Origin of the sequence: Sorangium sp. So ce887 (assembly GCF_051521455.1) — a bacterium.
Classification (GTDB): Bacteria; Myxococcota_A; Polyangia; order Polyangiales; family Polyangiaceae; genus Sorangium.
Map to the genome: position 1 here is coordinate 4,658,660 of NZ_CP150354.1, position 16,061 is coordinate 4,674,720.

A 16,061-nucleotide genomic window follows, 5' to 3' on the forward strand; every position below is an offset into this window, starting at 1 on the left:
CGTTGGTCCACGCGAAGCGCGGCTCGTGCGGCAGTTCGGTACACAGGGGCAATTCACCCCTGCGTGCTGCGAGGCGCAGCCCCCTCGGTCGCCCTCGATCCACACGATCGAGCATGCGCGTCGTCAGCCCACCTCGGATCCTGCGACGACCCAGCAGGACTCATTCCATCTCGCCATCTCGTTTTTCTCGGGAGCACCTGACGAGAGCAGGAGAGTACCTGTCGATGCTCGCGGCGCGTCGGCGGCGCGGGCGGGAGAGCGCTCACGCCCCCTCGTCGCTGTCGCTCCCCCCGCCGAACCAGCGCTGCAGCGTCCGCCGGTCGACACCCAGGAGCGCCGCCGCCCGCTGCTTCTTGCCGCCCACGCGCCGCAGGACGATCTGCGCATACTCGCGCTGGAGCTCGTCGAGCGTCATCAACCGATCCGCCGCGACCTCCAGGAAATCCGGCGCGCCGCGCCGGGCGCGCACGCCCTCGGGGAGGTCGTCCGGGGAGATCCGACCGCCGTCGCAGAGCGCCGCCGCCCGCTCGATCGCGTTCTCCAGCTCGCGGACGTTGCCGGGCCAGTCGTGCGCGAGCAGGCGCTTCACCGCCGCGCCCGAGAACCCCGCGATCGGCTTGCCCGCGTGCGCGGCCGCGCGGGCAAGGAAGTGCTCGGCCAGCAGCAGGATGTCGTCCGTCCGGTGCCGGAGCGGCGGGATCGCGATCTCGATCACCGCGAGCCGGTAGAAGAGGTCCTCGCGAAAGGCCCGCTCGGCGACCGCCGCGCGCAGATCGCGGTTCGTCGCCGCGATGACGCGCACGTCGACCGGCTCCGACGACACCGAGCCGACCGGGCGGACCTCGCGCTCCTGGAGCGCGCGCAGGAGCTTCGCCTGGAGCGGCAGCGCCAGCTCGCTCACCTCGTCGAGGAACAGCGTCCCGCCGTCCGCCTCCTGGAACATCCCGGGCCGATCGCTGCGCGCGTCCGTGTACGCGCCCTTGCGCACCCCGAAGAGCTCCGCCTCGATGAGCGTCTCCGGGATCGCCGCGCAGTTGACCGCCACGAACTTCCGCGCGCGGCGCCGGCTCTCGCCGTGGAGCGCGCGCGCCACGAGCTCCTTGCCGCTCCCGCTCGGGCCGCTCACGAGCACCGTCGCCGGGTTGTCGGCCACGCGCCGCACGAGCGTGATCACCTCCTCGATCGCCCTGCTGCGCCCGACCATCCCCGCGATCGAGAACCGCTGCGCCACCTCCGTGCGCAGCTCGGTCAGCTCGACCGTCATCGCCCGCTGCCCGAGCGCCCGCTCCATCCGGAGCGCCATGTCCGCGGGCTGGAACGGCTTCGGCAGGTAGTCGAACGCGCCGGCGCGCATCGCGCGGACCGCCGTGTCGATCGAGCCGAACGCCGTCATGGCGATGATCGCCGCCCGCGGGTCGAAGCGCGCGATCTGCTCGATGAGCTCGATCCCGTCCATCTCGGGCATGCGCACGTCGGTCACGACGAGATCGAACTCGCGCTCCTCGAGCAGCGGCAGCGCGAGCAGCGGCGCGGTCAGCGTCGTCGGCTCGTGGCCCATGTCGCGGGCGATGTCGGCCACGAGCTTCACCATCTCGAGCTCGTCGTCGACGACGAGCACCCTGGCGCGCGCGCTCACGCCCGGGTCTCCGCGCCCACGCCGCCCACGCCGCCCACGCCGCCCACGCCGCCCACGCCGCCCACGCCGCGCGCGATGAGCGGCGCGGCGGCGCTGCGCGGCAGGGTGACGCGGAAGCAGGCGCCGCCGCGGCCCGTGTGGACGAGCTCGACCGAGCCGCCCGCCTCGCGCACCACCCCCTCGACGATCGCCAGGCCGAGCCCGGTGCCGCCGCGATCGCCCCGCGACGTGAAGAACGCCTCGAAGATGTGCTCGGCGACGCCGGGAGGGACGCCCGGGCCGCGATCCTCGACCTCGAACGACGCCTTGCGGCCGTCGGTCTGCGCGAGGCGCACCGCGATCTCGCCGCCGTGGGGCTGCGCCTGCGCCGCGTTCAGGCAGAGGTTGAACAGCACCTGGAACAGGTGATCCGCGTCGAGCACCACGTGGACCTGTGCCTCGTCGTGCTCGATCCGGGTCGTGATCCCGCGCTGCCGGCACTCCGGCCCGAGGAACGCGAGCACCTCGCGCGCGACCTGGGCCACGTCGCTGCCGCGGCCGAGGAGCCGGGGAGGACGGGCGATGGAGAGCAGCCGCGCCACAACGCGGGAGATGCGCTCGGACTGCGTGGCGATCGTCTCCAGCTCGCCGCGGGTCGCCTCGGGCCAGCCCGGCTGATCGGCGAGGCGGCGCGCGCGCGCCAGGATGACGTTGAGGGGGGAGCCGATCTCGTGGCCGATCGAGGCGACCACCTGACCGACGGCCGACAGCGCGTGCGCCTGCTGCAGCTTGCGCTCGACGGCGGCCCGGGCGGCCTGCTCCTGCTCCAGGTGGGCGCGCGCCTCGGCGAGCGAGGCGGTCATCGCGTTGAACGCCCGCGCGAGCCGCCGGAGCTCCTCGGCGCCCCCCTCGGGCACCGTCACCCCGAGCTCCCCGCGCGCCACCCGCTCGACGCCGGCCACGATGGCGCCGGCCGGCCGCCCCACCGTCGCCCGGCTCGCGAACGCGGCGATCAGCGCCGTCGCGGCGAGGAGCGCGGCGCCGGCGAGCGCCAGCCCGCGGTTCGAGCTGCGCGCGAACGCGTCCAGGTAGCGGAGCTCCCGGACGACCACGGCGACGACCGACAGCCCGCGCTGCGAGAACGTGACGGTGCGCACGAGCGCCGTCGCCCCGCCGAGCGTCTGCTCCACCTCGATCTCGGCGCCCGTCGCGAGCGCCCTCCGCGCGAGCGCCGCGAGCGCCGCCGCCTCGCCGGCGATCGGATCCGTCACCAGGATCGGGCCCCCGGCCGCGTCGAACGCCGCGATCCCGAGGATGCGGTCGGCCTGCGCGAGCCGCTCGATCCGGTGCTTGAGCAGCTCGACCTGGCCGCGCTCCACGGCCCCGCCGATCGCCGCCTCGACGAGGCTCGCGTGGTGGCGCAGCTCGGCGGCCGCCTGGCTGCGGAGGAACTGGTGCCGGCTCGTGTGGATCGCCGCCCCGTAGAGCGTCACGGCCAGGACGATCGGCACGAGGAGCATGAGCCAGAGCTGGAGCGTCAGCCCCATCGTGCTCCGCCCCTCTTGGCTTCGCGCGTTCATGCGATCCATTGTCCCAGATGCGACACCATGTCGCACCTCATCGGGCCTCGCAGGTGCCGTCGCGGCAGAGCTGGTCGGATCGGCAGTCGCGCGCGTCCCGGCACCGGAGCACGCATCGCCCGTCGGCGCACTCGTTCCCGGCGCCGCAGATCGAGCTCGAGAGGCACTCGACGCACGTGGAGCTGATGCAATACACGAGATCGTCGTCGCGGCCCCGGCACTCGGCATCGCTGGAACAGGGCATGTTCTGCGGCTCGGGAGCGCAGCCCGCGGCGCTCGCGGCCAGAAGACCGGCGGTGGCGGCGAGCGCGGCGAACGTGGCGAGCGTGGCGAGGAAGGCGATGGGGCGGGGGATCCGTGAGGAGCCTGTCCTTTTCGTCATGCGTTACCTGGCAGCAACTCCCAAGCCACCTGGGCACGGATGCTGCTCCACCACGGGCAGGCTGCGCTCGCGCGAGGGCCGCTGCGCGCAAGGAACGCCCGCGCGGGCTCCCGCGATCCATCCAACTCCATGGCTGCTGGCGGATCGCGGGGTGCACCGGCGCTCGCGTGGACACTCGATCTGGAAGGCGACGGTGATCCCGGAACTCCTCATCAAGCGAACTTTCCCGGTGCTCCTCGGCGGCATGATCATGACGGCTGCGTACCAGCAGGCTTCCGGGATCTCGCACCTCGTGGAGGAAGCGTTGCTCTCCGGGTTGCCCGGAGCTCGGTCGCAGCCGCCACCGCCGCCGCCGCGGCCCGTCCTGGATGCCGGCGATCACACGACCAGCGCGGTGGCCATCCTCGCGCGGAACCCGTTCGACTCGAGGACGGGGCCCCTCACGCCGAGGCCTCCGGGAGCCGAGGAGGACGGAGACGCCGTCACCTACGGAGATCCGCTGCTGGATCCGATCTGCGAGGACGCGCGCGTCCTCTTGATCGCCGCCTCGGAGGATCCCTCCTGGTCCTTCGCCACGATCGCGTCCGGGCGAGGGGAGCCGCTCCTCCGCCGGGCGGGCGATCCGGTCGAGGGCCGCTCCGTCCTCGCGATCGGCTGGGATCGCGTGTGGCTCGCCGAGCCGGGGGCGCGCTGTCAGGTCCGCATCGGCGACAACCGGCGCGCGCCTGCGCCCCGCGCTGCGCCGAAGCCGTCGCAACCGCCGAAGCCGCCGAAGCGCGGCGCGCTCCCGGCCGAGATCGCGTCGAAGATCCGGAAGGTCAGCGACACCGAGTTCATCGTCGACCGGACGGCGATCGATCTTGTCCTGGAGAAGCAGGGCGAGCTCATGCGCTCCGCGCGGATCGCCCCCGTCCGGGAGGGAGAGCGGGTGATCGGCGTTCGCCTCACGCGCGTCACGGCCGGCTCGCTGCTGCCCGCGGTCGGCCTGCGCAAAGGGGACACGATCCGGTCGATCAACGGCTTTGATCTGACCGACCCGCAGAGCGCGCTCCAGGCCTATGCCCGGCTGCGCTCGGCGAACAACCTCGCGATCGCCGTCCAGCGGGGCGGCAAGGACATGACGATCGACCTGCGGATCCAGTGAGCCTGCGCCCCAGGTCCACGGCTCGATCGTAGGGCGACGCACCTCATGCGATCCGCCTGCTCGCCGTGCCGGATCAGCTTGCGCGACGCCGCGCGATATGTTTTGAGTTCAAAGTAATCGTTCGGCCTCGCCCGCGGTGATCCCGGGTGAGCGTCGCGCACCATCTGTGTCCGACGGCTCGCGGCGGGGCGCCTTGCTGCGCGCGGCTCGTCCCTGCACCAGCGCGCGGAGCGCCCGGTGGAGGGGTCGATCCCGCGCCCGGCGAGCGGCGCATCGTCACCACCGAGGAGGGGAGTTCCATGTCCCGACTGCTCATCGTCTCCAACCGTCTCCCGATCAGCGTGCGCGTCGACCACGGCGCGCTCTGCCTCACGCGCTCCTCGGGCGGCCTCGCCGCCGCCATGCGCGGCCCACACGAGCGCCACTGCGCGCTCTGGATCGGCTGGCCGGGCAGCGTGGCGAGCCTCACCCCGGAGCAGCGCGACGACGCCGACGCGGCGCTCGCCGGGATGCGCGCCGTGCCCGTGCACCTCGGCGCCGCCGAGCAGCACCGCTTCTACGACGGCTTCTCGAACGGCGTCCTCTGGCCCCTGTTCCACTACCTGCTCGACAAGGTGAACCTGGACGCGGAGCTCGACTGGGGGGCCTACCAGCGCGTCAACGAGCACTTCGCCGACGTCGTCGCCGCGCAGTACAGGCCGGGCGACGCGATCTGGGTGCACGACTACCAGCTCATGCTCCTCCCGGCGCTCCTCCGGCGGCGCCTCCCCGGGGCGCGGATCGGCTTCTTCCTCCACGTCCCGTTCCCGTCCGCCGAGGTCTTCCGCATCCTCCCGTGGCGGGAGCAGATCCTGAGAGGCTTGCTCGGCGTCGACCTGCTCGGCTTCCACACGGCCGGCTACCGCAGGAACTTCGCGGCGTCGGCGGCGCACGTGCTCGGCGTCGAGCCGGGCGAGGCGGCGATCGAGCATGACGGGCGCACGGTCGCGCTCGGGGTCCACCCCATCAGCATCGACGCCGCCGAGATCGAGCGGCTCGCGGGCCACCCCGGCGTCCGGGAGGAGGCGGCGCGCATCCGCGCCGAGGCGCGCGGCCGCAAGATCGTGCTCGGGATCGACCGCCTCGACTACACGAAGGGGATCCCGCGCCGCCTGCTCGCCATCGAGCGGCTCCTCGAGCGCGAGCCCGAGCTGCGCGAGCAGGTCCGCTTCATCCAGCTCGCCGTGCCCACGCGGGAGATGGCCGGCGCGTACGCCGACTTCCGGCGGGTCGTGCACGAGCTGGTCGGCCGCATCAACGGCCAGCACGGTACGACGTGCGCCACGCCGATCCACTACATGCACCGCTCGCTGCCGTTCGAGCAGGTGGTCGCCCTCTACCTCGCCGCCGACGTCATGCTGGTGACCCCGCTCCGCGACGGCATGAACCTCGTCGCGAAGGAGTACGCCGCCGCGCGGATCGACGACGACGGGGCGCTGATCCTGAGCGAGTTCGCGGGGGCCTCGGCCGAGCTCGCGGAGGCGATCTCCGTCAACCCGTACGACATCGGCTCGGTCGCGGCCGCCGTGAAGCAAGCGATCGCCATGCCGCCCGCCGAGCAGCGGGTCCGGATGGCGGCGCTGCGCCGCCGCGTGGCCACGCACGACGTCCACGCCTGGGCGCAGTCGTTCCTCGAGGACCTCGACCGCGCGGCGGCGCCGGAGCCCGCGGGGGCCGCCGTGGCGTCGCGCCGGGGGATGCCCGAGAGCGTCGTCGAGAGCGTCCGCCTCGCGCCGGAGCGCGTGTGGATCCTCGACTACGACGGCACGCTGGTCCCGTTCGCGTCGGTGCCCGACCTCGCCGCGCCCGACGAGGAGCTCCTCGCGCTGCTCAGGGCGCTGTCCGAGCGCGACCGCGTGCATGTCGTGAGCGGCCGCCGGCGCGCCGACATCGAGCGCTGGTTCGGCGCGCTGCCGCTCCACCTGCACGCCGAGCACGGCTTCTGGTCGCGGCCCAAGGCGAGCGACGACTGGGTCGCGCTCGAGTCGGACGCCGCCGCGTGGAAGGGCGAGGTGCGGGCGCTCCTGGAGGACGTCACCCGGCGCACCCCGGGCAGCTTCATCGAGGAGAAGACCGTGACCCTGGCGTGGCACTACCGCACGGCCGAGCCCGAGCTCGCGGGCGAGCACGTGCGCGAGCTGCGCGCGCGCCTCGAGGCGCGCATCCCCATGGACACGCTGGAGCTCCTCGCCGGCGCGAAGGTGGTCGAGGTCCGGCCGCGCGGCGTCCACAAGGGCAGGGTGGTGCCGCTCATCCTCGACGATGTCCCCGCGCGGGCGGCGGTGATCGCGATCGGCGACGACCGCACGGACGAGGACATCTTCGCGGCGCTCCCATCGTCCGCGTGCACCATCCACGTCGGCAACCAGAGCAGCCGCGCCGCCTACCGGCTGCCCGACGCGGGCGCGGTGCGGCGCCTCCTGCGCGCAGTCCACGCGGGCCACGCGGGGCTCGACGCCGGATACGACGCCTGATTCATGGCGTGGGCGCGGTCACTTCTCCGTCGACGCCTCGGCCTCCGAGAGCGTCAGCGCCGCGCCGGGCGCCGGGGCCTCCGACAGCGCGAGCCTGCCGACGAGGAGGCCCACCACGGCCGCCACGGCCGAGGCGAGCAGGACGCCGAGCTTCGCCGCGGCGAGCTTCGCGGGGTCGCCGAACGCGAGGCCCGCGATGAAGATCGCCATCGTGAAGCCGATGCCCCCGACGCAGCCCACGACCGCGATCCCGCGCCAGCCGACGCCGCGCGGCAGGGCGCAGACGCCGAGCCGGACCATCGCGAAGCTCGCGAGGAAGATGCCGATCGGCTTGCCGACGACCAGGCCGAGCATGACCCCGAGCAGGATCGTCCCCGAGCCCGCGTGAGCCAGCGAGGAGCCGTCGATGCGGACGCCGGCGTTGGCGAAGGCGAACAGCGGCATGATGCCGTAGGCGACCCACGGGTGGAGCGCCGCCTGGAGCCGGACCACGGGCGGCAGCGCCTCGAGCTGGGCCTGCCGGATCTGCCCGAGGGGCTGCAAGAGCTCATCCGCGCGGTGGTCGTCGCGCTGGGTGAGCGCGTCGACCCGGTCCACCGCGTCGCGGGCCGCGGACAGGAACCCGTGGCTGCCGAACCAGGAGCGCGCCGGCGTCAGCAGTCCGACGGCGACGCCGGCGATCGTCGGGTGGACGCCGGCGCGGAGCATGCCCCACCAGAGGACGCCGCCGGGGACCACGTAGGCGGCCGGCGACCGGACGCCGAAGCGCTGGAGCAGCAGCACCGAGGCGGCCCCGCCGCCCGCGATGAGCAGCCCGCTCCACGCGACGCCCGACGAGTAGAACAGCGCGATGACGATGATGGCGCCGATGTCGTCGATGATCGCGAGCGCGAGCAGGAGCACGCGCAGGGCAGGGGGCACGCGCTTGCCCAGCAGCGCCAGCACGCCGACCGCGAACGCGATGTCGGTCGCCGTGGGGACGCCCCAGCCGTGCCGCGAGGCCGGCGATGCGTTGAGCGACAGGTAGACGAGCGCGGGCGCGATCATGCCGCCGAGCGCCGCCGCGACCGGCAGCGCCGCGCGCTTGAGGTCCGAGAGCTCCCCCTCGTGGATCTCGCGCCGGATCTCCAGGCCGACGACGAAGAAGAAGATCGTCATCAGCCCTTCGTTGATCCAGAAGTGGAGGGGCTGCGTGAACACCAGCGAGCCGGCGCCGATCGTGATCGGGATGTGCCAGAGGTGCTCGTAGGCGTCGCCCCACGGCGAGTTCGCCCAGGCGAGGGCGATGACGGACGCGATCAGCAGGACGATCCCGCTGGCCGCCTCGACGTGCATGAAGCGATCGATCGGGCCGAGCATGCGCTCGGCGATGCGGCGGGCGGGGGCCCAGGTTCCGGGGGCAAGCTGCTCAGACGGGGATCGGCTCAAAGGACCGCCAGGGCGCGAGCGACGTCGCGCGAGGGGGGGAAGGCGGCCCGACCGTCCCGTGAAGACCTGTCGCGGCGCTCCGCCGCCGCGACACCCGCACGGGAGATTACTCATCCATACAACCGAAGCCAGCGCGAACGGCTCGCCGGGCCACGTGCGCTGCTCCGGCTCGGCCGGGTGCGTCGCTCCGGCGCGTGGACCGGATTCGAGGCGCAGTGTGGATCGCGAGCTGGCCTCGGCGCATCGTCGGGTCCGGGAGGCGACGGATGACACGAGATGCCCTGGATCGCGCCGCGGTGACGGCCTTCCTCGTCGCGCGGCACGGCGATGCCGTGTGCGGCGCGTCCATCGAGATACGCCCGCTCCAGGGCGGGCTCTGCTCGGAGGTCGCGCTGGTCACCGCGCGGCTGCGCGGCGGCGCCGGGTCGCGCCGGGTCGCGGTCGTCGCCAAGCTCGTGCACGGCGTGGCCGTGCGCGAGGCGGCCGTCTACCGGCGGCTCTCGAGGTCCGTCGCGCGGCGCTTCTCGCCCGAGCTGCTCGGCGCGCAGCGGCTCGGGCGCGGGCGCTGGCTGCTCTACCTCGAGCGGATCGAGCCGGCGCACGCCTGGCCCTGGACCGACAGCGGGCACACGGCCCGGGTGCTCGACCGCCTGGCGCGCCTCCACGGGGAGACGGCGCCGGGCGCCCCGCTGCCGGCGTGGGACTACGAGGCCGAGAACCTGGCCGTGGCGCGGGGCACGCTCTCGCTGGCCGAGCGCCTGCCCCGCGGCGAGGTCCCCGCGCTCGCCCGGGCGCTGCCCGCGCTGCGGAGGGTCGTGGCGGCGCTGCCCGCGATGCGCCGCCAGCTCCTCGCGTTCCAGCCGCTCGGCCGCGCCGTGATCCACGGCGACGTGCACCCGGGCAACGTCATGGTTCGCCGGCGCGACGGCGTCGCGGAGCCGGTGCTGCTCGACTGGGCGCGCGCGCGGATCGGCTCGCCGCTCGAGGACGTGAGCTCGTGGCTCCAGGCCCTCGGCTACTGGGAGCCCGAGGCGCGGCGCCGCCACGATACGTTGCTCGCCGGCTACCTTTCGGCGCGCGGCCTCGCCCCCGCGCTGACCCGGCCGCTGCGCGACGCCTACTGGTTCGCGGCCGCGTCCAACGCGCTCGCCGGCGCGCTCGGGTACCACCTCGCGACGGCGAGCGGGGCGAGCGATCCCGGCGCAACGCCGAGCGCGCGCGCGGCCGCCGCCCGGAACGCGGCGGACTGGCTGCGCGTCATCCGCCGGGCCGACGCGTGCTGGAGCTGACGTGCTCGCGGTCGTCGAAGCGCAGGAGGGCGCCGCGCTCGCCCTGCCACGAGAGCGACGTGAGGCTGGCGTTGCCCGGCCGGAACGGCTCCCACCGCGCGGGAGGGACGCCGCGCAGCGCCCCGACGATCTGGCCGATGACGCCCGCGTGCGTGACCACGAGCACGCGCTGCCCCGGGTGCGCCGCGGCGATCGCGCCGATCGCCGCGAGGCAGCGCGCGCGAAACTCGCGGTAGCTCTCCCCGCCGGGCCAGCGAAAGTCATCGTCGTCCTGGCGCAGGTTGGCCTCCCAGAGCGCGGCGTGGCGCGCCTTGACCTCCTCGATCGGCGCGCCGTCCACCTCGCCGCAGCAGATCTCGCGCAGGCCCTCGTGCGGGCGGACCGGGCCCCACGCGCCCGCCGCGATCCGCGCCGTCTCGAGCGCGCGGCTCAGCGGGCTGGCATACACGGCGTCGAACGCCGGGCGTCCGGCGAGGCGGCGGCCGAGCGCCGCGGCCTCCTCCCGCCCTCGCGCGTCGAGCGGCGTATCGGTCCACCCGCTCATCGGCGTCCCGGGACCACCGCGGTTGCCGGCGGTGCGACCGTGGCGCACGAGGATCAGGAGGCAGGGCTGCATGGCTCGAGGGGGAGCAGGGGCGCTCGGCCTGGAGGCTAGCGTGAGCCGCGGCCCGATCGAGCGCCGCGCGCGACGGGCTCATCCCGGCGCCGCGGCCGCTCGACCGGCGCGCTCGAGCCCACGCGCGCTCCCGTCCCGCTCGCTGCGCTGTTCATCGCGCTGTGGCGGTGTTCCGCTCAGCCCCAACAGCGGTCTTCAGCGCGATGGAGAGCCCCGGCTCGCGGCCAAACGGACTCTAACCAGCGCTCTCCGACGCGCAGACCGTGCGAAGGCATGCTCGCAACCAGCGGTGTGCCGGATCGGCGTCCATTCGGGGGTGCCACAGCATGGACACGGTGAACCCGATCGCAGGCACTGGAAGGCGGAAGCTGAACATCCCATCGCGCAGACTTGCTGTATGGCGATCTGGAACCGTGGCCACCAGATCGGAAGCCCGCGCCAGCGACAGCGCGGGTGAAAAGCCACCGACGATGGCTCCGACCTTCCGGATGAGGCCGGGGGGCAGGAACGGCCGCTCGACGGCGCCGTTTTCATGGCCGCTGCGCGAGACGATGACGTGGTGCGCCTGGGCATAGGCTTTGGCGGTCAACTTGCCGTCGCTCAGAGGATGCCCGGCTCGCGCGACACCGACCAGCCGATCATGGAACAAGGCTTGGCTGCGCACCTCCGGACCAAGGGACGCTTCAATGACGCCGGTCTCCAGATCGACCCGACCGTCGCGGAGGGGCGTGCTGTCCTTGTCAGGCTTCTGAAGGAAATGGAGGCGCACCCCCGGGGCCTCCTCGCCGACTCGTGCCAGGAGGTCAGGGCCGAAGTTTTCCACGAAGCCATCGCTGGTCCGCAGCGTGAAGGTCCGGGCGAGCCCGGTCAGGTCAATCACTTGATCCGGGCGCAAGACGGCCTCAGCGTCCTCGACGAGCTGGTGAACCCGCTCGCGCAAGGCCAGCGCTCGAGGCGTCAGAACCAGGCCGCGGCCCGCCCTGACGAGGAGCGGATCACCGGTCGTCTCTCGCAGGCGAGCCAATGCGCGGCTCATCGCCGAGGGGCTGAGCCGCAACCGTTGAGCGGCGCGCGCCACGCTTCCTTCTGCCAGGAGCACGTCGAGCGTGATGAGCAGGTTCAGATCGGGGGACGACATGCCCCGAAGATAGCATGAACCTTGAACTTGACTGGTGACAGCGGCAAGATCGCGGGAGAGCCGAAATAATCGTCGCTGGTCACATGGCGTCCAGCGCACGGACAACATGCACACGCTGCGCGTTCCGGCATGTCACGCGGCCCTCTACTCTTCCGAGACGCTTCAACGAAGGGAACGACGATGGCCAACAGCGCTCTGCAGACATTCATCGACGGCACGAACGCGGCCTGGGGGCCGCTGACGAGCGAGCTGGTCGCCGAGTGCCGCCAACACCTGGAGACTCTTCTCGAGGCTTCGCCGTCAGAGGCGTGGCTCGCGGCGCTTCACCGGAACGCGCCCACAAATGAGGAGCTGTATCGCGACCCCACCCATGGGTTCGTGCTCTTCGCGCACACCGAACACGCCGGGCTTTACCGGCCACCCCACGACCACGGCAGAGGGTGGGTGATCTATGCGATGCAGCAGGGCGAAATCGAGATGGGGACCTACGCGCGCGTGGAGGACCCGGACGGCCAGGTCCGGCTGGTGAAGAGGGACTCGACCCTGGTGCGGGCCGGCCAGGTCCAGGTGTACCTCCCCGGCGACATTCACGACACGCGGTGCATGACGAGCTCGGCCCTGCTCTTCCGCTTCACGGAACGAGACCTGAGGGTTGAGGACCGGCAAGAGCGCCGGGTCACCCGATATGTCGAACGCAACGGCGTCTGGACCACGGCGGCAGCATGACGAGTCTTCTGGCCGAAGGGCGGGCCGCGACGGCCTCCCTGGACCGATCCACGCCGCAGCAGGCCCACGCCGACGCCGGGCTGCCATCGCCGCGACGCGCCTTCGCGATCGCCGCTGTGTTGAGCGCCATGAGCCTGGTGGTGCTCGACGCGGGCATGGCCAACGTCGCCTTGCCGACGATGGCCCGCGCGTTGGGTGCCACGCCGTCCCTGGCGGTCCTCGTCATCACCGCGTACCAGACCGCGCTCGTCATGGCGCTCCTGCCCTGCGCAGCCCTCGGCGAACGGCTCGGCTATCGCCGGGTGTTTGTCTGGGGTGTCGCTCTATTCACGGCGGCGTCCGCGCTGTGCGCCCTGTCGCCCTCGCTGCCTTGGCTCGTCGCCGCCCGGTTCGTCCAAGGCCTTGGCGGCGCCGCCGTGATGGCGCTGGGGGTCGCCCTCTTACGGTTGTCCGTTCCTCCGGAGCAGCTCGGCGCCGCCATCGGCTGGAACGCGCTGACGGTCGCGCTCTCGTCGGCCGCAAGCCCCGCAATCGGCGCCCTGATCCTGGCGGGGATGGGCTGGCCTTGGCTCTTCCTGGTGAACCTCCCCGTGGGCGCGACGGCGCTGCTGGCCGCGCGCGCGCTTCCGCCGGTCGCCGGAACGGCGCAGCGGATCGACGGGCGCAGCGTGGCGCTGAACGGCGTCGCCTTTGCGCTGCTTGTCATCGGAGCGGAGCTCTTGCCGACACGGCCGCTCGCGGCCGGCCTGCTGCTCGCGATGGCGGCGATCGCCCTGATGGGGCTGGTTCGTCGGGAGATGCCGAAGGCCGCCCCGATGATCCCGCTCGACCTGCTGCGCGGCAGATCGTTCCGGATCTCGGTGATCGCTTCGGTGTGCTGTTTCACGGGCCAAACGGCGGGCCTGGTGGCGCTGCCCTTCTACCTACAACACCAGCTTGGGCAGACGCCGCTCGTGGCCGGGATCTATATGACGCCCTGGCCGCTGACCGTCGCTGCGACAGCTGTCGTCGCCGGTCGCCTCGCGGACCGCATACCGACGGCGTGGCTCTGTGCTGTCGGCGGCGCCTGCCTCGGCCTCGGCCTGGCGGCGACCGCCGTGTGGCCGCTGCAGGGCGACCCTCGGCTGCTCATCGCGTTCGCCATCGTCTGCGGCCTGGGGTTCGGCCTCTTTCAGGTGCCGAACAACCGCAACATGTTCCTCTCCGCGCCACCGGAACGGAGCGGCGCGGCTGGCGGCATGCAAGGCACCGCTCGTCTGACCGGTCAGACGGCAGGGGCGGTTCTCATGACCCTGCTCTTCACCACCACCTCCCTCGACGTAGCGCCTCGGGTCGGACTTGGGATCGGAGCCGTATTGGCCCTGACCGCCGGCATCGTGAGCGCTGCGCGAGGTCCGGCACGGGGAGCGTCCGTTGCGGACTTGCGGCCGCGGTCACAGGGCTATGGATGACCCAGTTTTACCCTCGCATCGAAACCGACAGCCCTCTTCTCCGCGGGTTGGGTCATCAACGTTGCAGTGGCCGAATGGGCCATCGCCAGGCAGCCGGGGAGCCCGAAGAGCCTCCAGCCGGACCAGGGGCTCCATCGAGCGCCGGGCTAGCACATCGTTCCCGAAATTCGTCCCTGGATCGGCGCTGTGCCAGCCCGGCGACGATCTGGGCTGGCCGGGCTCGTCAACGGAGCGAGCTCGTCGCGGGACAGCGTCGCCACAGAGCGAGCTACTTATTGAAGGCTCCGATCAGCGTGCGCGTACCGTGGCGTTCGTACTCGCTGTGCGGCTCAGCTTCCCCTCGGGTCTCGAGCTTCAGGGCCCTCGCCACGCGCTGCGAGGCATTGCATGCTCGAGCTGCGGATCATCGCGACAGCCCGGGCTGGTGCATCACGGATCCAGGGACGAACTTCGGGAACGATGTACTAGACTGGGCGACGGTCGATGGCCACCTGCTCCGCGTGCCGCTCGGTCTATCCCGATGATGTGGCGACCTGCCCGGAGCACGGCGGCGCGCTGCTGCCCGACGAGGCCTTCTCCGAGGAGGACGCCGAGCTCCAGCCGGGCGCGATGATCGGCGAGTACCGCGTCGAGCGGCTGCTCGGCGCGGGGACGTTCGGCGACGTCTATGCGGGAGAGCACCCGCTCATCGGCAAGCGGGTCGCGATCAAGGTGCTGAACCGGCGGTTCGCGTCCGACCCGACCGTCGTCTCGCGCTTCATCGGCGAGGCGCGCGCGGTGAACCGCATCCGGCACCGCAACATCATCGACATCTTCTCCTTCGGCGTCGTCGACGGGCGGCACTACTTCGTCATGGAGCTGCTCGACGGGCTCACGCTCGGCGCGCTGATCCGGCGCGAGGGGCGCCTGTCGCCGTCCCGCGCCGTCCCCCTCCTCGAGGGCATCGCCGACGCGCTCGACGCCGCGCACGCGGCGGGGATCACGCACCGCGATCTGAAGCCCGAGAACGTCTTCGTGGCGACCGAGAAGGGCGATCGCTGGTTCCCCAAGCTGCTCGATTTCGGCGTGGCGAAGCTCGCGGGCGACGCGCTCGCCCACAGGACGGCCACGGGCGTCGCGGTCGGGACGCCCGCGTACATGTCGCCCGAGCAGGTCCGCGGCAAGGGCGTGGACCCTCGCTCGGACATCTACGCGCTCGGCGTGATCGCCCACGAGATGCTCACGGGAGCGCTGCTCTTCGAGGCCGACTCGATGATGGATGTGATGATGATGCACCTCCTCAACGAGCCGCCGCGGGCGTCGAGCGTCCGCGCGGACCTCCCGCCCGAGCTCGACGCCCCGGTGCTGGCGATGCTGGCGAAGCGCGCCCAGGATCGCCCGCCGTCGGCGGGCGCGGCGGTCCAGGCGTTCGTCGAGCAGGTGCGCAGGCTCGGCGTCGAGGGGCTCGACGGCGCGGGCGCGGCGCGGCCCGGGAGCAGCGAGCGCGCCGTGTCCATCGGGCCGCGGCACATCAGCGCCGACGCGGCGACCGCGGTCGTCGGCGCCGTCGATCCCGGGAGCGGCGGCGCCTCCGGCACGCTGCGCAGCCCTGGAGCGAGCGGGGCCGCGGCGGCCGGGGCTACGCAGCCCATGCTGCCGGCGGCGCCGCGCGATGCGGAGCCGGCGCCGGGCACGGTGGCGGCCGCGGAGATCGGCCGGACCGTGGCGCTCGCCCCGCTCGCCGGGCCCGTCCGGGCGCCGAGGGCCGGGGCCCGCGGCGCCGGGGTGCTCGCGCTGCTGCTCCTGGGCGGCGCGGTGGCCGTGGCGCTGGCGTGGCCGCGCGCCGGCGGCGACGCTGCCGTGCCCCCGGCCGCCGCGCCTGCGGCCGCCACGGCGGCGCCCGGCGCGGCCGGCATGGCGCCCGGTGCGGCCGGCACGGCGTCCGGCGCGGCCGGTACGCCCCCCAGCGCGGCCAGCACGGCGCCCGGCGCGGCCGGCACGCCCCCCGGCCCGGCCGGGGCGAGCGCCGCGTCCTCCGGCCCCCGGACGGCCGCGGGCGGGCAAGCGCTGTCTGCGCCGTCCGCCGGCAAGGCCGGCGCGGCGTCGGCTGCGGGCCCGGGCGCACCGTCGAGCCGCCCGCGGAAGCATCACGCCGACCTGGAGAAACCCGCGTTCGACAGCCTCGTCGGAGCGCCCTGAC

Annotated in this window: 12 protein-coding genes; 6 read left to right on the forward strand and 6 right to left on the reverse strand. The window is 73.3% G+C overall.

Annotated features, from left to right (window positions below):
• Positions 1-262 precede the first annotated feature (262 nt).
• Genes WMF36_RS17325 through WMF36_RS17335 form a run of 3 tightly spaced genes read right to left on the reverse strand, consistent with a single transcriptional unit; the run spans position 263 to position 3,577 of the window.
• Positions 263-1,636, reverse strand: coding sequence for a sigma-54-dependent transcriptional regulator (locus tag WMF36_RS17325; protein WP_437580713.1), 1,374 nt, complete (start codon positions 1,634-1,636; stop codon positions 263-265).
• Positions 1,633-3,195 (reverse strand): ATP-binding protein, encoded by a 1,563-nt coding sequence (locus tag WMF36_RS17330; protein ID WP_437580714.1) that lies wholly within the window; start codon positions 3,193-3,195, stop codon positions 1,633-1,635. Before WMF36_RS17330 ends, WMF36_RS17325 begins: the two co-directional genes overlap by 4 nt.
• 37 nt (positions 3,196-3,232) lie before the next feature.
• Positions 3,233-3,577 (reverse strand): hypothetical protein, encoded by a 345-nt coding sequence (locus WMF36_RS17335; protein ID WP_437580715.1) that lies wholly within the window; start codon positions 3,575-3,577, stop codon positions 3,233-3,235.
• Positions 3,578-3,770: 193 nt separating this feature from the next.
• Between WMF36_RS17335 and gspC the strand changes: the two genes are divergently transcribed.
• Positions 3,771-4,721, forward strand: a complete 951-nt coding sequence (gene gspC, locus WMF36_RS17340; protein ID WP_437580716.1) for a type II secretion system protein GspC — start codon at positions 3,771-3,773, stop codon at positions 4,719-4,721.
• Between the two features lie 299 nt (positions 4,722-5,020).
• Positions 5,021-7,234: a bifunctional alpha,alpha-trehalose-phosphate synthase (UDP-forming)/trehalose-phosphatase gene (locus tag WMF36_RS17345; RefSeq protein ID WP_437580717.1), complete on the forward strand. Its 2,214-nt coding sequence runs from the start codon at positions 5,021-5,023 to the stop codon at positions 7,232-7,234.
• 18 nt (positions 7,235-7,252) lie between these two features.
• Here WMF36_RS17345 and nhaA read toward each other — a convergent pair whose 3' ends face one another.
• The gene (gene nhaA / locus WMF36_RS17350; RefSeq protein ID WP_437580718.1) at positions 7,253-8,593 is read right to left on the reverse strand and encodes a Na+/H+ antiporter NhaA; all 1,341 of its coding nucleotides are present in this window, start codon (positions 8,591-8,593) and stop codon (positions 7,253-7,255) included.
• 335 nt (positions 8,594-8,928) lie between these two features.
• Between nhaA and WMF36_RS17355 the strand changes: the two genes are divergently transcribed.
• A complete protein-coding gene (locus tag WMF36_RS17355; protein WP_437580719.1) occupies positions 8,929-9,951 on the forward strand; it encodes a phosphotransferase family protein in 1,023 nt (340 codons plus the stop codon).
• Here WMF36_RS17355 and WMF36_RS17360 read toward each other — a convergent pair.
• Both WMF36_RS17360 and WMF36_RS17365 read right to left on the reverse strand, forming a co-directional pair.
• Positions 9,920-10,567, reverse strand: a complete 648-nt coding sequence (locus tag WMF36_RS17360) for a histidine phosphatase family protein (RefSeq protein WP_437580720.1) — start codon at positions 10,565-10,567, stop codon at positions 9,920-9,922. The genes WMF36_RS17355 and WMF36_RS17360 overlap by 32 nt on opposite strands.
• Before the next feature lie 235 nt (positions 10,568-10,802).
• On the reverse strand, positions 10,803-11,705 hold the full coding sequence (locus WMF36_RS17365; RefSeq protein WP_437580721.1) for a LysR family transcriptional regulator: 903 nt from the start codon (positions 11,703-11,705) through the stop codon (positions 10,803-10,805).
• A 180-nt stretch (positions 11,706-11,885) separates the two neighbouring features.
• Between WMF36_RS17365 and WMF36_RS17370 the strand changes: the two genes are divergently transcribed.
• The 3 genes from WMF36_RS17370 to WMF36_RS17380 all read left to right on the forward strand — a co-directional run bounded on the left by WMF36_RS17370 (position 11,886) and on the right by WMF36_RS17380 (position 16,060).
• Entirely contained in the window at positions 11,886-12,431 is a 546-nt protein-coding gene (locus WMF36_RS17370) for a hypothetical protein (protein WP_437580722.1), read from the forward strand.
• Entirely contained in the window at positions 12,428-13,882 is a 1,455-nt protein-coding gene (locus WMF36_RS17375) for an MFS transporter (RefSeq protein WP_437580723.1), read from the forward strand. The genes WMF36_RS17370 and WMF36_RS17375 overlap by 4 nt, the downstream gene beginning before the upstream one ends.
• A gap of 483 nt (positions 13,883-14,365) precedes the next feature.
• The gene (locus WMF36_RS17380; protein ID WP_437580724.1) at positions 14,366-16,060 is read left to right on the forward strand and encodes a serine/threonine-protein kinase; all 1,695 of its coding nucleotides are present in this window, start codon (positions 14,366-14,368) and stop codon (positions 16,058-16,060) included.
• Position 16,061 lies beyond the last annotated feature (1 nt).

Bases quoted from the DNA above. Each gene is read 5' to 3' on its own strand.
- WMF36_RS17375 (WP_437580723.1), top strand. From the start codon at position 12,428: ATGACGAGTCTTCTGGCCGAAGGGCGGGCCGCGACGGCCTCCCTGGAC.
- WMF36_RS17370 (WP_437580722.1), top strand. From the start codon at position 11,886: ATGGCCAACAGCGCTCTGCAGACATTCATCGACGGCACGAACGCGGCC.
- nhaA (WP_437580718.1), bottom strand. From the start codon at position 8,593: ATGCTCGGCCCGATCGATCGCTTCATGCACGTCGAGGCGGCCAGCGGG.
- WMF36_RS17380 (WP_437580724.1), top strand. From the start codon at position 14,366: ATGGCCACCTGCTCCGCGTGCCGCTCGGTCTATCCCGATGATGTGGCG.
- WMF36_RS17330 (WP_437580714.1), bottom strand. From the start codon at position 3,195: ATGAACGCGCGAAGCCAAGAGGGGCGGAGCACGATGGGGCTGACGCTC.
- WMF36_RS17355 (WP_437580719.1), top strand. From the start codon at position 8,929: ATGACACGAGATGCCCTGGATCGCGCCGCGGTGACGGCCTTCCTCGTC.
- WMF36_RS17345 (WP_437580717.1), top strand. From the start codon at position 5,021: ATGTCCCGACTGCTCATCGTCTCCAACCGTCTCCCGATCAGCGTGCGC.
- WMF36_RS17360 (WP_437580720.1), bottom strand. From the start codon at position 10,567: ATGCAGCCCTGCCTCCTGATCCTCGTGCGCCACGGTCGCACCGCCGGC.
- WMF36_RS17365 (WP_437580721.1), bottom strand. From the start codon at position 11,705: ATGTCGTCCCCCGATCTGAACCTGCTCATCACGCTCGACGTGCTCCTG.
- WMF36_RS17335 (WP_437580715.1), bottom strand. From the start codon at position 3,577: ATGACGAAAAGGACAGGCTCCTCACGGATCCCCCGCCCCATCGCCTTC.